General features: G+C 54.1%; 13 protein-coding genes and 1 pseudogene. 5 read left to right on the top strand and 9 right to left on the bottom strand.

Features of this window, described 5'->3' with window-relative positions:
• Positions 1-295: 295 nt before the first annotated feature.
• From WKS99_RS06305 to WKS99_RS06290, 4 genes are all read left to right on the top strand, one after another.
• Positions 296-1,510, top strand: a complete 1,215-nt coding sequence (locus WKS99_RS06305; protein WP_262670100.1) for a glutamine synthetase family protein — start codon at positions 296-298, stop codon at positions 1,508-1,510.
• 36 nt (positions 1,511-1,546) lie between these two features.
• On the top strand, positions 1,547-2,131 hold the full coding sequence (locus WKS99_RS06300) for an ANTAR domain-containing response regulator (protein WP_147571351.1): 585 nt from the start codon (positions 1,547-1,549) through the stop codon (positions 2,129-2,131).
• Between the two features lie 147 nt (positions 2,132-2,278).
• Positions 2,279-3,409, top strand: coding sequence for a DUF362 domain-containing protein (locus WKS99_RS06295; protein ID WP_262670101.1), 1,131 nt, complete (start codon positions 2,279-2,281; stop codon positions 3,407-3,409).
• Between the two features lie 156 nt (positions 3,410-3,565).
• Entirely contained in the window at positions 3,566-5,236 is a 1,671-nt protein-coding gene (locus WKS99_RS06290; protein WP_340405563.1) for a nucleoside kinase, read from the top strand.
• A gap of 83 nt (positions 5,237-5,319) precedes the next feature.
• Here WKS99_RS06290 and WKS99_RS06285 read toward each other — a convergent pair.
• The 9 genes and pseudogenes from WKS99_RS06285 to WKS99_RS06245 all read right to left on the bottom strand — a co-directional run.
• Positions 5,320-5,463 (bottom strand): annotated as a pseudogene (locus WKS99_RS06285) (thioredoxin family protein); the annotation flags it as partial.
• Positions 5,464-6,139: 676 nt separating this feature from the next.
• Positions 6,140-6,484, bottom strand: coding sequence for an MTH895/ArsE family thioredoxin-like protein (locus tag WKS99_RS06280; RefSeq protein WP_187029858.1), 345 nt, complete (start codon positions 6,482-6,484; stop codon positions 6,140-6,142).
• Between the two features lie 20 nt (positions 6,485-6,504).
• Positions 6,505-7,506 (bottom strand): permease, encoded by a 1,002-nt coding sequence (locus WKS99_RS06275; RefSeq protein WP_340405561.1) that lies wholly within the window; start codon positions 7,504-7,506, stop codon positions 6,505-6,507.
• 90 nt (positions 7,507-7,596) lie between these two features.
• On the bottom strand, positions 7,597-7,911 hold the full coding sequence (locus tag WKS99_RS06270; protein WP_119345130.1) for an ArsR/SmtB family transcription factor: 315 nt from the start codon (positions 7,909-7,911) through the stop codon (positions 7,597-7,599).
• A gap of 88 nt (positions 7,912-7,999) precedes the next feature.
• Entirely contained in the window at positions 8,000-9,184 is a 1,185-nt protein-coding gene (locus WKS99_RS06265; RefSeq protein WP_445297944.1) for a plasmid recombination protein, read from the bottom strand.
• 444 nt (positions 9,185-9,628) lie between these two features.
• Positions 9,629-10,780, bottom strand: a complete 1,152-nt coding sequence (locus tag WKS99_RS06260; RefSeq protein ID WP_340405560.1) for a helicase RepA family protein — start codon at positions 10,778-10,780, stop codon at positions 9,629-9,631.
• Between the two features lie 3 nt (positions 10,781-10,783).
• Complete coding sequence (locus WKS99_RS06255) at positions 10,784-11,104, bottom strand: plasmid mobilization protein (RefSeq protein ID WP_340405559.1); 321 nt, start codon at positions 11,102-11,104, stop codon at positions 10,784-10,786.
• A gap of 3 nt (positions 11,105-11,107) precedes the next feature.
• Complete coding sequence (locus tag WKS99_RS06250) at positions 11,108-12,184, bottom strand: site-specific integrase (protein WP_340405558.1); 1,077 nt, start codon at positions 12,182-12,184, stop codon at positions 11,108-11,110.
• Positions 12,185-12,197: 13 nt separating this feature from the next.
• Entirely contained in the window at positions 12,198-12,386 is a 189-nt protein-coding gene (locus WKS99_RS06245; RefSeq protein WP_295580496.1) for a DNA-binding protein, read from the bottom strand.
• A gap of 166 nt (positions 12,387-12,552) precedes the next feature.
• Here WKS99_RS06245 and WKS99_RS06240 point away from each other — a divergent pair, with 166 nt between their 5' ends.
• A complete protein-coding gene (locus tag WKS99_RS06240) occupies positions 12,553-13,104 on the top strand; it encodes a helix-turn-helix domain-containing protein (RefSeq protein WP_340405557.1) in 552 nt (183 codons plus the stop codon).
• The last annotated feature ends 68 nt before the right edge of the window (positions 13,105-13,172 follow it).

Genomic DNA, 13,172 nt, shown 5'->3' with positions numbered 1-13,172 from the left:
TCCTTAAAGACGCCTTTGCCTTTATGTGCCGCATTATAGCCCCGTGGCAGCCGTTTGTCAATGAGATTTTGGACTGTTTAGTACATTCTGTAACAGTTTCCAAAAACATTTCGCCCTATTTTTCCTGTTTCTGTCTGGACCGCCAAAATTTTTTCCCATAGGAGACAACACTGGAAAATCCATTTTTACCGGTGCTATAATAGCAGCGGATCCCGTTCCACCAGGCTGCCAGCCGGCTTTGCGGCCTTCGCATATGCCCGGCGACGCAAAAATATCCATGAAAGTTGGTGTGACCGTGAAATATTCCAAGCGCGAGGTCATGCAGTATGTTCAGGAGGAGGAGATCAAGTTCATCCGCCTCGCCTTTTGTGACGTATTCGGCCGGCAGAAAAACATCTCCATCGTGGCCACCGAGCTGCCCCGGGCCTTTGAGTACGGCATCGCCATTGACGCCTCCGCCATCGCCGGCTTTGGGGACGTAGCCCATTCCGACCTGCTCCTCCGGCCTGACCCAGAGACGCTGATGCTCCTCCCCTGGCGCCCGGAGCATGGGCGGGTGGTGCGGATGTTCTGCTCCATTGTCTATCCCGACGGCCAGCCCTTCCCCTGTGATTGCCGGGCCCTGCTCAAGCAGGCTGTGGCCCGCGCTGAGGAGAGGGGGCTTCAGTTTCTCTTTGGCGCGGAGCAGGAATTCTACCTGTTCCGGCGGGATGAAAACGGTGAGCCCACCAAGATCCCCCACGACAGGGCCAACTATATGGATACGGCCCCAGAGGACAAGGGGGAAAACATCCGCCGTGAGATCTGCCTCACTCTGGAGCAAATGGGCATCTGGCCTGAGTGTGCCCACCACGAGGAGGGGCCCGGCCAGAACGAGATCGACTTCCGCTACTCCGACCCTCTCACTGCCGCCGACAATGCCATGACTTTACAGGCCATCGTGAAAATCATTGCCGAGCGGAATGGGCTGTGCGCGGACTTCAGCCCCAAGCCCCTGGAGGGGAAACCGGGCAACGGCTTCCACATCAATATGTCAGTGAAGTCAACGGATGGACTGGACCACCTGCCCGAGATGGTAGCCGGTGTGCTGGACAAGGTGGGGGAGATGACCGCCTTTTTGAACCCTACCCGAGAGTCCTATTCCCGTCTGGGCGGCTATAAGGCCCCAGATTATATCTCCTGGTCCAAGGGGAACCGTTCCCAGCTGATCCGGATCCCAGCGGCGGCTGGTGAGTACCGTCGAGCGGAGCTGCGCTCTCCCGATCCTATGGCCAACCCATACCTGGCCTTCGCACTGATGATCTATGCCGGCCTGTACGGCATTGAGCGGCATCTGGAGATGCCTCATCCCGCCGAGGTGGACCTCTACCAAGCGGACGCAGAGACGCTGGTAAAATTCCGTCGGTTGCCTCAGAACCTCCAGTCCGCCTGCGCCACCGCCGCAGACAGCCCCTTTATCCAGACCTATATCCCGGAAGCCATCCTGGCGGAATACCGCAAGCGGGCCTGAAGCCCGTCTGCATAACAGGGAAAGGAGTGGGAAGCCATGAGCCTGAAGGAGCAGGTATACAGCGTTCTTTTTGTATCATCGGCGGAGCGGTTCAACATCGGCTTTTCCGCCGTCCTTCAGGAAACTCCCTGTGAGCCGGTGGTCACAGTGTCTAGCGTAAGCGCCGCCGAGCAGACCCTAACCCAGCGGTCCTTTGATTTTATCTTCATCAACTCTCCCCTTCCGGATGACTCCGGCGTTCGGTTCGCCGTTGACAGTTGCCGTCTGAGGGGGACTGTCATCCTTTTACTTGTCCCCAGCGACCTCCATGACGAGGTCTATGACCGAGTGGCAGAGCACGGAGTATTCACCTTGCCCAAGCCCTTTTCCCGGACCATGCTCCTCCGGGCGGTCAGCTGGATGGTCAGCACCCGGGAGCGGCTCCGGAGGCTGGAAAAGCGCGTCCTGCCTCTGGAAGAGAAGATGGAGGAGATCCGCCTGGTCAACCGGGCCAAATGGTTACTCATCAGTGAATTGAAGATGACCGAGCCGGATGCCCACCACTATATCGAGCATCAGGCGATGGACCGCTGTGTGTCCAAAAGATCCGTTGCGGAGGATATTATCCGTCTTTATACATAGCGGTCCCAAAAGGCCGGAGGGCGCTCCTCTTACCCCACCTGTGGCCCGCGTTCAAATCTCCTCTTGACATGGAGTGTACTCCAACCTTTATAATAGGACAAGTGAAAGTAGTCTTTGAGAATCATATTGTTCAGGAGGGAACCGATCATGGCAGAGTCCAAGGTCTATTTTACCGATTTTCGCACGATCGCCTTTGGCGATAGCCTGCCTATCAAACTGAAGAAACTCATCCGCAAGGCCGGCATCGGCCAAATCGACATGGATGGCAAGTTTGTGGCCATTAAGATGCACTTCGGAGAGCTGGGCAACATCAGCTATCTCCGCCCCAATTACGCCAAGGCGGTAGCCGACGTAGTAAAGGAGCTGGGCGGCAAGCCCTTCCTTACCGACTGCAACACTATGTACCCCGGCAGCCGTAAAAACGCTCTGGAGCACCTGGAGTGCGCTTGGGAAAATGGTTTCACGCCCCTCTCTGTGGGCTGCCCTGTTATTATCGGCGATGGACTGAAGGGGACTGACGATGTGGCTGTCCCCGTGGTGGGCGGTGAGTATGTGAAGGAGGCGAAGATCGGCCGTGCTGTGATGGACGCCGACGTTTTCATCAGCCTGACCCACTTCAAGGGACATGAGATGACCGGCTTCGGCGGGGCCATTAAGAACATCGGCATGGGCTGCGGCTCCCGGGCCGGTAAAACCGAGCAGCACAGCAGTGGAAAGCCCAGCATCTCCCCTGATCGGTGCCGGGGCTGCCTGCGCTGCCAGCGGGAGTGCGCCAACGGCGGACTGGTCTTTGACCAGCAGACACGGAAGATGCATGTGGACCACGACCACTGTGTAGGCTGCGGGCGCTGTCTGGGAGCCTGTAACTTTGACGCTATCTCCTTTGACAACGACAACGCCAACGAAGTCCTCAACTGCCGCATGGCGGAGTACACCAAAGCCGTGGTGGACGGCCGTCCCTCCTTCCACATCTCTTTGGTGGTGGATGTTTCTCCCAACTGCGACTGCCATTGTGAGAATGACGCCCCCATCCTGCCCGACCTGGGGATGTTTGCCTCCTTTGATCCCCTGGCGCTGGACCAGGCCTGCGTAGACGCCTGTCTGGCTGCTACCCCCATGCCCAACAGCCAGTTGTCCGACCATCTGGCCGACCCCGGCTTCCACGACCACCACGATCACTTCACCAACTCCTCCCCTGAGTCCGAGTGGCGCACCTGCCTGGAACACGCCGAGAAGATCGGTCTGGGGAGCCGGAAATACGAATTGATTCGCGTCTAATCCCGCGCACATGAATCATCCTCCCGCCTTACCAGCGGGAGGATGGTTTTTTCTGTTCCGCTGACTGGTTGATTTCCCATGCCCCCGGTGATACAATGATATTTGACCGTCGTCTTTCAATCCATCCGGCCGCGTTGACCTGAGGAAGGAGTTTTTATGGAACAGACCAAGCTGTGCGCCGTAACTGTGGGCGAGACTGCGCGCGCCTACCCCTATGGGACCACTTATCAAACCATTGCCGCTGACTTTCAGGAGAAATATGAAAACGATATTCTGCTGGTCAGCCGAAACGGGAAGCTCTGTGAGCTGAATAAAACATTGGACCGGGACTGCACCCTGGACATAATCACAGCAAAGGACAAGCCCGGCATCCAAACCTACGAGCGAAGCGCGGTCTTTCTGATGCTCAAGGCCTTTTATGATGTGGCAGGCAGCGAAAACGTGGAGCGAATTTCTGTGGAATACTCTATTGGCCCAGGGCTGTTTATTCGGGCCAAGGGCAGCTTTGTCCTCAACCAGTCCCTCTTGGATCAGGTCGGCGAGCGGATGCGGCTGCTTGTAAATCAGGCAATCCCCATTCAAAAACACTCTATCAGCACGGACGACGCTGTGGAGCTGTTTCAGAAAAATCGGATGTACGACAAGTCCCGTTTGTTTGAATTCCGGATCAATTCCCATGTCAATATCTATTCTCTAGACGGCTTTTCAGACTATTTTTATGGATACATGGTCCCGGACACCAGCTATCTCAAATGGTTTGATCTTCAACTGTTCCAGGAAGGCTTTGTCCTTCTTCTGCCCAGCCAGAAAAACCCCCATGCGCTGGCGGAATTCCACCCCTCTGTCAAGGTCTTTCAGGCCCTTTATGATGCCACGCTTAGGTCCGAGAAGCTGGGCATTTCCAACGTGGCGGAGATGAATGAGACGATTGCCAGCGGCGGCGCCACCCAGATGATCCTGACCCAGGAGGCCATGATGGAGAAGCAGATTGGCGACATCGCCGAAGAGATCTCCCGACGGAAAGACGTCCGGTTTATCATGATCGCCGGCCCCTCCTCCTCTGGTAAGACTACCTTCTCTCACCGCCTGTCCACACAGCTGCTGGCCTGTGGGATGCGCCCCCACCCCATCGCTACAGACAACTATTTTAAAAACCGCGCAGATACTCCCCGCGACGAGAATGGGCAGTATGATTTTGAAAGTCTGGGGGCCATGGATGTCGAACTGTTTAATCAGGATATGACCAGGCTTCTGCGGGGGGAGAGCGTTGAGATTCCTCAATTCAACTTCAAAAAGGGGGCGCGGGAATATAATGGTGACTACCTCACCCTCGGCCCCCAGGATATTCTCGTCATCGAGGGCATCCACTGCCTGAATGACCAGTTTTCCTATTCGCTCCCCACGGCAAGCAAGTATAAAATCTATATTAGCTGTCTGACTACACTGAATATCGATGACCACAACCGCATCCCTACCACGGACGCCCGCCTCCTCCGCCGGATCGAGCGGGACGCCAGGACTCGGGGGTACAGCGCAAGAGCCACGATCCAGATGTGGCCGTCTGTCAGACGGGGCGAGGAGCGTTATATCTTCCCCTATCAGGACAGCGCGGATGTGATCTTTAATTCTGCCCTGATCTATGAAACGGCTCTGCTGAAGCCATATATCGAGTCTTTGCTCTTTGCCGTGCCCAAAGACTGTGGCGAGTACACAGAAGCCAAACGTCTTTTGAAGTTCCTGAACTACTTTTTACCTATTCCCTCCGACGATGTTCCGAAGACCTCCCTGATGCGGGAGTTTATCGGCGGCGGCTGTTACAAGGTCTGAAGACAGGCCCTGCCGCCTGTGTTTTTACTTTAAATATAAAGCCTGTGACTTTTGTCACAGGCTTTTTCTATTAAAAAAGAAAGTTAGAAAGTAGTATATAATTTGATATTTTTTATCGCCTTGCCATCCACCACCAGCGCCGGGGTCGTCATAACCCCATAGGCGGCGATTTGCGTGAAGTCCGTTACATGGTCGATAGTAGTGTCCATTCCCAGCTCCGCCAGGGCAGATCCCAAGAGGTGAGGAGGGACAAACTCTCAGAAATAGAGAAAACAGGGTGCCCCTCTGATTTCAACCGTCAGACGGGCACCCTGTTTTTTCAACCATAAACCATTGGTACCAAATCGTTGCCACAGAAGGCCTTAATCCCTCAAAACCCAGTCATATCGGGCTTTTTGGGCCTCTGAAATCATTCCCACTCGGCAAATTCAGGTATATGGGATTGTATTTAGGGTAGTTTTATGGGCGAAATATTCGCGAATATGTTAATGTTTTGCCTGCTTATTTGGGGCAGTTCATTTTCTTAGTATCAAAATAGTATCACAAAAATTGAGGAATTGCAAGGGTTTCAGGCCCTAAACGGCCATAATCAAAACTTACCTCAATTTGATGTAAGTTTCTGTCGAAATCGGTCTAGAATTGAGACCGATTTCGACCACCGCCCGGGAGCGCAATCGCTCCCAGATAATAGGGGATTGATTTCCGCTCTTGCGGAAATCAATCCCACCATGGGACGCAATTCGACAACCGACCCCCACCCAAAATCAAAAGAGGCGGGCAAGCACCTTTGGGGCTTGCCCGCCTTGATGACCGCAGAGCAAGACCGGGCGGGGCGGTCAATGGCGGCGCACTTGTGCGCCGTTCATCTTGACCATTGACGGCCCCGGCTGGGGTTGCTATAAATCATCCTCTTACCTTCTGAATGAGGGCTTTGGCTTCGTCTTTTTTCAAAACCTTTCCATAAGATACCACCTTCCCATCTACCACAAGAGCGGGGGTCGTCATTACGCCATAGGCGGCGATCTGCGTGAAATCCGTTACATGGTCGATCGCGGTGTCCATCCCCAACTCGGCCAGCGCCTCACGGGCGGCCTCCTCCAAAGCGTTGCACTTGGCGCACCCGGAACCAAGCACCTTAACGCCACCGGAAGCCTTGACCGCCTCTGCATGGGCCATCGTTTCTGGGGTGCAGTTGCCGCCACAGCAGCAGGACGCGGGTTCTTCTTTCTTCTTGCTGAACAGTCTCATGTTTCATTACCTCCTAAAAATTAAATCAAAATGAATTGGAACACATTGAACAGATAGCCGACGATGACGATACCAATGGTGCAGATGGCGATAAACAACGCCAGCAGTTTTGGCTTGACGGCTTTGCGGAGCATGATAAGGGACGGCAGAGACAAGGTAGTAACAGCCATCATAAAGGATAAGACGGTGCCGAGTTGTGCCCCCTTAGAAAGCAATGCCTCCGCAACAGGAATTGTGCCGAAAATATCCGCATACATCGGAATACCAACGATAGTAGCCAGGATCACACCAAAGGGATTACTGCTGCCAAGCACCATTTCGATCCAACTTTCCGGTATCCAGTTGTGGATCACAGCGCCAATCCCGACACCGATTAAAATATAGGGAAACACTTTCTTGAATGTGCCAAGCATTTGTTCCTTTGCGTAGGTGAGCCGTTCCCGGATCGCCAGGTCTGGAGACTCAATGTCAACGCTGCCAGCCGAAAGTACAAAACTTTCAACATACTTTTCCATACGCAGCTTTTCGATCATGCTACCGCCGATCACCGCAATCACGAGCCCAAGGATCACATAGACAACAGCCACTTTTGCCCCGAAAATGCTCATGAGCAGGACAAGACTTCCTAAATCAACCATTGGAGACGAAATCAGAAAAGAAAATGTCACGCCCAAAGGAAGCCCCGCGCTTGTGAAACCAATAAACAGCGGAATAGATGAGCATGAACAAAAAGGCGTTACAGTTCCCAGCAGAGCGGAAATGATATTTGCCCAAATCCCACGGAAACGCCCTAAAATGCGTTTGCTCCGTTCTGGAGGGAAATAACTTTGGATATAGGAAATCGTAAAAATCAGCACACAGAGCAGCACCGTGATTTTCAAAACATCATAGATGAAAAACTGAATACTGCCGCCTATGCGTCCATTTACATCTAAGCCCAGCGCCGACAGCCCAACGCCAAGAAGTTCATTCAGCCATTTCATGCCAAGCACCTGGTCTTGAATGAAATCCCACACGCCCATACAAAAGCCTCACTTTCCATAGATAGAAAATATATCAAAAAATTTTGATGTATCGTGCCGATAGAAACGCCATCTAAGTAGATGGCGTTTCTATCCACAACGAGGACAGGTACCCTCATGCTCCATGTCTGGAGTTGTCAACTTCTTCAGCAATTCCACCGCATAGTTCCTGCCAGCAGGACTCAGGCGGTAGTGCATCCATTTACCCTCCTGGCGACTGACAACAATGCCAGAATCGCAGAGGATTTTCATGTGGTAGGAAAGGCCGGACTGCGTTAAATCCAATGGCTCTTGCAGGACGCAAGCACACTTTTCACCGCTCCTTAACTGTTCCAGGATTGCAAGCCGCTTAGGGTCACAGAGGGCCTTGAATACCTTTGCCTGCTCTTGATACGCTGTCCCCATGTTTTCACCTCACATCAAATTATTTTGATATGATTAGTATATGCGGCAATTATGCGTTTGTCAACAGTTCAATCAAAATTTTTTGAAGTCAACGCCCGCCACGCTCAAGAGAACGCCGGGGCCGCTTGCGGCCTTTCTCCGCCTGTTCCCTCTGCTTATCGGCCTCCACCGCCGCCGCTACCTGCTCCGGGCCAAAAACCCGTTTGACCCGTGTATAGTCGGCGGAGATCTGCCGCAGTTTCTTGTTCTCAATCTTCACCTCCATCAAGCGGTCAGACAGATGGGCGTTTCCCTCCCGCACCCGGTCATAGTCCCCTTGCAGACGGTCAAACTTCCCTTTCAATTCGATGTAGGCCCGGTACAAAGAGCGCAGCACTTGAACGATTTTCGCTAGCAGGGGTTTTGCCTTTTTCTCCCGGTAGGACTTGCCGCTCTCCAGCGTCCCGGCCTCCGGCAGAATTTCCTCCGGGTCAGCGGAGAAATCTGCCGCCAACCGCTCCATGTTTTTTACCGCCGGGGCCAGTTCTTTCAGCCGCCGCTCCTGGCTCTCCACCTGGCTCTCTTTCTCCGCCTTGACTGTCTCCAGGGCGGCGATTTCCTTTGTCCTCTGCTCTTTCTTGTAGTCCAGCACAGACAGGTGCTTGTCGTGGGTGCCCTTGTCCTCCCACTCTATCCCGTGGCGCTCCATCACAGCGGCAAGCTGTTCCTTTTCAGAGCGTACCCACTGGCTCCACTCCGTGTCGCCCCTGGTGCCGCCCTTGAAGCCCTGGGCCGCTAACGCCTGTTTCAGCGATACTCTGGTATCAAGCCCCCGCTTGCTCCCCGTGGTGTAGGGAACAAAGTCAATGTGCAGATGGGGCGTGGCCTCGTCCATGTGGAGGTGAGCCGAGAATACCCTGAGATTGGGATTGCGCTCCTGAAACGCTTTCATGTATTCGCCCAGCACCGTTAAGGCAAGCCGCCCCTCATCGCTGTCGGCGCTCATATCGTCCTTGTTGCCTACTTGTAGGATAATTTCATGGAACGGCTTTTCCTGCTTGCCGGATCGGATTTTCTCATAGTAGTTTTCAATCTTGCGGTCTGCCCTGGTCTGCTTAGCGTTGTATCGCTCCAAAGCCTCGTCAAAAAGTTCATGGTACACCGCCTTGATATTCTCATGGCAGTATATTACATTCAGGTGGGAACGCTCTGGATCGGTATTCTTGGCGTGAAACTTCCTGCTGTTATGATTGACCGAGCCACGCCCCACCATGACGCTGATCGTCCTTTTCAAATTGATCCCTCCTTCCTTTTCCGCCGCGCCAGCGGCGGGCCTTTGTTACTTTCTGCGAAAGTAACGCAAAAGCACTTTTGACAGCCTAACGGCCATCAAAAGCGCATTTGCGCCCTACGGGGTGGTGTGGGGGCGTTGCCCCCGCCGTCTGCGGACGGCTCCCCCAGCAGGGCCGCCCTTTGAAAAGGGCACCCTGCACCCCGCCTAAACTTTTTCACTCGCCGTGGGGCAGGGAGGAAAGGCCAGCGGCTTTCCTCCCACCCGGTGAGTGTTGTCCGTGGGCCGAAAGTCAAGGGGTACGGGTTGTATTGCCTTGCGGCAATCTCCACCCGCAGGTATGCCCCCTTGACTTTCGCCCCCGCTCCTCGTGACGGTTGTGACGATGGTGACGATGTTTCAGGCACCGCCCCGTTCTCTATTTCATCGTCACAACCGTCACCATCGTCACACTTCCTCTACCCATACCAGCCTGATACGGCTCCCGGTGCGGATATGGGTGTTTGTATAGCCGATATGGAAGTCAAGGAGCAACTTCCCGGCCCGGACATTCAGCCGCTTTGTCAACGCATTGGGCTGAATATCCAGTCCCAGGACAGCGGCAAGGTCGGTGGCTGTCCCGTTCCATTCGGGCCGCTCCGCCGTCACCAGAGCGGCCACGGCCTCTAAAACTGGGTCGGGCGGCTCCTTGTGCAGTTCCGTCTCCCGCCGCTCCAACTCCCACACAAGCCGCTCCTCGTCTTTTTTCAGATATAGCCTTTGGTCTTGCAGGTCACGCCCGGAAATATCCAGCGTGGCGGCGCTGTCTGTCCTCCGCTCCTTTTGGAGCAGAATGGCCCCGTCTGCCGCCCCCATCAGGCCATTGGTGCCGGAGATTTTGTCAAACCTGTCATCGGCCTGTTGTTTCCGTGTATGGTGTACCAGCAGGACGCAGACCCCGCTTGCGTCAGCAAACCGTTTCAGTTTGGTTATCACCTCATAGTCGCTGGCATAACTGTACCTTTCGTCCCCGGTCTCCCGGATTTTTTGCAGGGTGTCGATGATGATAAGCCGGGTGTCCGGGTGTTCTTGGACAAAGCCCTCCAACTGCTTTTCCAAACCGCCGCCCAGCGTGTGGGCACTGATGGAGAGGAACAGCCCCCCGGCGCTGTCTGCCCCGAACATTCGGTATAGGCGCTCCTGCAAGCGGGGGTAATCGTCCTCCAGGGCCAGATAGAGGACGGCACCCCGGCGGACTTCGTACCCCCACAAGGGGAGGCCCATACTCACATGATAGGCAAGTTGGGCCATGAGGAAGGACTTGCCGACTTTGGGAGCGCCCACAAAGAGGTACACCCCCGGATAGAGCAAGCCCTCCACCACGGGGGGCTTGCTGGGAAACACATGGTCATAAAGTTCGTTCATGGAGAGAGAGGGCAGATAGGCCGGGTCATTGACCCGGTCTATCTGCCGCAGGATTTCCCTAAAATCCCGCTCTTGGGGCTTGTGTTCGGTCTGTTCCTCTGCTATACTTTGGTCAGGTTTTTGTGAGAGCGGCTGTCCCCCGTCTGCGCCAACAGGCGGATATGGGGCAGTCGTTTTCTCTTTTCCTCTATCCATCTATCAATCCCCCCTCATGCCGTCCATGATGGCGGCGATCTGTTGAATGGTGTCCAGCAGTTCGCCGTCCACACCACCCCCGGCCTCTATCCGTTGCAGTTCCGTCAGTACAGCGGCACACTCGTTCCGCAATGCCTTGTAGACCCGTGGATTGCCTTGCACTATCACCTCCCGGCACAAGAGTCGCCGGGTGATATAGTCCTGTTTCGTCAGCCCCGACAGACACACATAGGTGTCCAGTAAATCGGCCTCCTCCGGCGATAGTCTGAACGCTACCTGACGATTTCTCCAGCGATTGTGGTTATCAAGATTTTTCGCTGACATGATTTAGGCCCCCTTTCTCTCCATGTCCAGCCTGTCCGCCATCTCCGCCTGCCGGGTGGGGAACAGGTGGGCGTAGCGGTAGGTAATATCAATGCTCTCATGCCCCACCCGGTCAGCGATTGCCAGGGCCGTAAAACCCATGTCAATCAGCAGGGAAATGTGACTGTGCCGCAGGTCGTGTATTCTGATCCGCTTGACCCCGGCCTCTTTCGCTCCCCTGTCCATCTCCCGGTGGAGGTAGGATTTCGTCACCGTGAAAATGCGGTCTGTCGGCTCCACGGCGTACAGGCTTTTGATATAGTCCTGCATTTCGTCACAGAGGAAAGAAGGCATTTGAATGACCCGGTTACTCTTTGGCGTCTTGGGGTCGGTGATAACATCCCGGCCCTTGATACGCTGGTAGGACTTTGAGATGGTAACAGCCTGCTTTTCAAAATCGAAGTCCGCCGGGGTGAGGGCCAGCAGTTCCCCCTCCCGTACGCCGCACCAGTAGAGCATTTCAAAGGCGTAGTAGGACAGCGGCTTGTCCATCATGGCCTCGGCAAATTTCAGGTACTCCGCCTTTGTCCAGAACAGCATTTCCCGGCCCTTGGCCTTGCCCATGTTGCCCACCTGGGCGGCTGGATTGACTTTCAGATTGTAGTGCCGCACCGCATGATTGAACACGGCGCTCAACTGATTATGGAGCGTTTTCAGGTACACCGGGGAATAGGGTTTGCCCTTTTCATCCCGGTGGTTGAGCATTTCATTCTGCCACGCCATGACCTCTTTCGAGTGTATGTCACACATCTTCCGTTTGCCGAAGTAGGGCACCAACTTCTTGTAGAGGATATGTTCTTTCGTGCCCCAGGTGTTTTCCTTGATACGGCCCTTCATGTCCGCCACATAGACGGCCACAAAGTTCTCAAAGGTCATTTCCAGATCGGCGGTCTGCTGTTGCAGGAATGTCCGCTCCCACTCCAACGCCTCCCGCTTGGTGGGAAAGCCCCGTTTCATCTTCTTGACCTTTTTGCCTGTCCAGTCCTCGTAGTAAAAGGACGCATACCATGTACCCTTTGCCTTGTCTTTGTATGCTGGCATTGTCGTTCCCTCCTTACTGCCTGTCCCGCAGTCCGTAGAATTTTTCCTCGAAGTAGCGCCTGCTCACCCGTCCGGGGATGGTGATAAAACCTTTCTCTTTCAGTTCCTCGTTCATCTCGCGCACCAGTTTGTAGGCGTAGGGCTTGGAGATACCCAGTTCGCTGGCTACCTCCTCCGCTTTTACAAACAGTTCCTTGCTCATGTTCTGCACCTCCTTATTTATATTTCGCAAATATGTTAATGACTACACCCTCATTATACATTAACATCAGAGTTAATGTCAAGAATTTAATTCGCATTTTTGTTAAACTTTATCTTGCGTATTTCGCTTTTTTGCGCTATACTATTTTCAAAGGCGGTGTTACATAATGACAGTTGGAGATAAAATAAAGAAAATCCGCACTTTTCGAGGCATGACGCAAAAGGAATTAGGGATCGCCATCGGCTTTGAGGAAAAGGGAGCGGACAACCGTATCGCACAGTACGAGACGAATTACCGTGTGCCCAAGCGGGAGTTGCTGGATAAGATAGCGGAGGCGCTGCGGGTAGACCGCCAGAACTTCTATACCATTCGACCCGGCTGTGCTGAGGACTTCATGCGCACATTCTTCTGGCTCGACGAGGACAGCCCCGGCTCTATCTGCCTGTTTCCGCTTGTCCGTGTCCCCGGTAAAATCAAAGAAGAAACCGTTGTCCAGTATAACGACAGTTACGACTGGCCCGCACAACCTCCCGTGGGCATTTACTTCAACTATGGGCTTGTAGATGAGTTCATGCACGAATGGCTCTTGCGTCAACAGGAGTTACACGCCGGGGAAATCACAAGGGACGAATACTTTGAATGGAAACTGAACTGGCCCCGTACCTGTGACGATGGCAAGGAAAGCCAGTATTACGTCACCTGGCGGAAAAATAAATAAGACAAGCAAAAAACCGCCCTGCTGAATTTGTCGTTCAGCAGGGCGGTTTTGCTTGTCCTTTTGGGATT

The sequence above is a fragment of the Flintibacter sp. HCN-6482 genome, from assembly GCF_037892565.1.
In the GTDB taxonomy this organism is placed as follows: Bacteria; Bacillota; Clostridia; order Oscillospirales; family Oscillospiraceae; genus Lawsonibacter; species Lawsonibacter aceti.
The sequence above is the reverse complement of the archived record's forward strand: the minus strand, read 5'-3'. Positions and strand labels throughout refer to the sequence as shown.

Excerpts from the sequence above, each read along its gene's own strand:
- WKS99_RS06300 (WP_147571351.1), top strand. The coding sequence starts at position 1,547 with ATGAGCCTGAAGGAGCAGGTATACAGCGTTCTTTTTGTATCATCGGCG.
- WKS99_RS06295 (WP_262670101.1), top strand. The coding sequence starts at position 2,279 with ATGGCAGAGTCCAAGGTCTATTTTACCGATTTTCGCACGATCGCCTTT.
- WKS99_RS06290 (WP_340405563.1), top strand. The coding sequence starts at position 3,566 with ATGGAACAGACCAAGCTGTGCGCCGTAACTGTGGGCGAGACTGCGCGC.
- WKS99_RS06280 (WP_187029858.1), bottom strand. The coding sequence starts at position 6,484 with ATGAGACTGTTCAGCAAGAAGAAAGAAGAACCCGCGTCCTGCTGCTGT.
- WKS99_RS06275 (WP_340405561.1), bottom strand. The coding sequence starts at position 7,506 with ATGGGCGTGTGGGATTTCATTCAAGACCAGGTGCTTGGCATGAAATGG.
- WKS99_RS06270 (WP_119345130.1), bottom strand. The coding sequence starts at position 7,911 with ATGGGGACAGCGTATCAAGAGCAGGCAAAGGTATTCAAGGCCCTCTGT.
- WKS99_RS06260 (WP_340405560.1), bottom strand. The coding sequence starts at position 10,780 with ATGGATAGAGGAAAAGAGAAAACGACTGCCCCATATCCGCCTGTTGGC.
- WKS99_RS06255 (WP_340405559.1), bottom strand. The coding sequence starts at position 11,104 with ATGTCAGCGAAAAATCTTGATAACCACAATCGCTGGAGAAATCGTCAG.
- WKS99_RS06250 (WP_340405558.1), bottom strand. The coding sequence starts at position 12,184 with ATGCCAGCATACAAAGACAAGGCAAAGGGTACATGGTATGCGTCCTTT.
- WKS99_RS06245 (WP_295580496.1), bottom strand. The coding sequence starts at position 12,386 with ATGAGCAAGGAACTGTTTGTAAAAGCGGAGGAGGTAGCCAGCGAACTG.
- WKS99_RS06240 (WP_340405557.1), top strand. The coding sequence starts at position 12,553 with ATGACAGTTGGAGATAAAATAAAGAAAATCCGCACTTTTCGAGGCATG.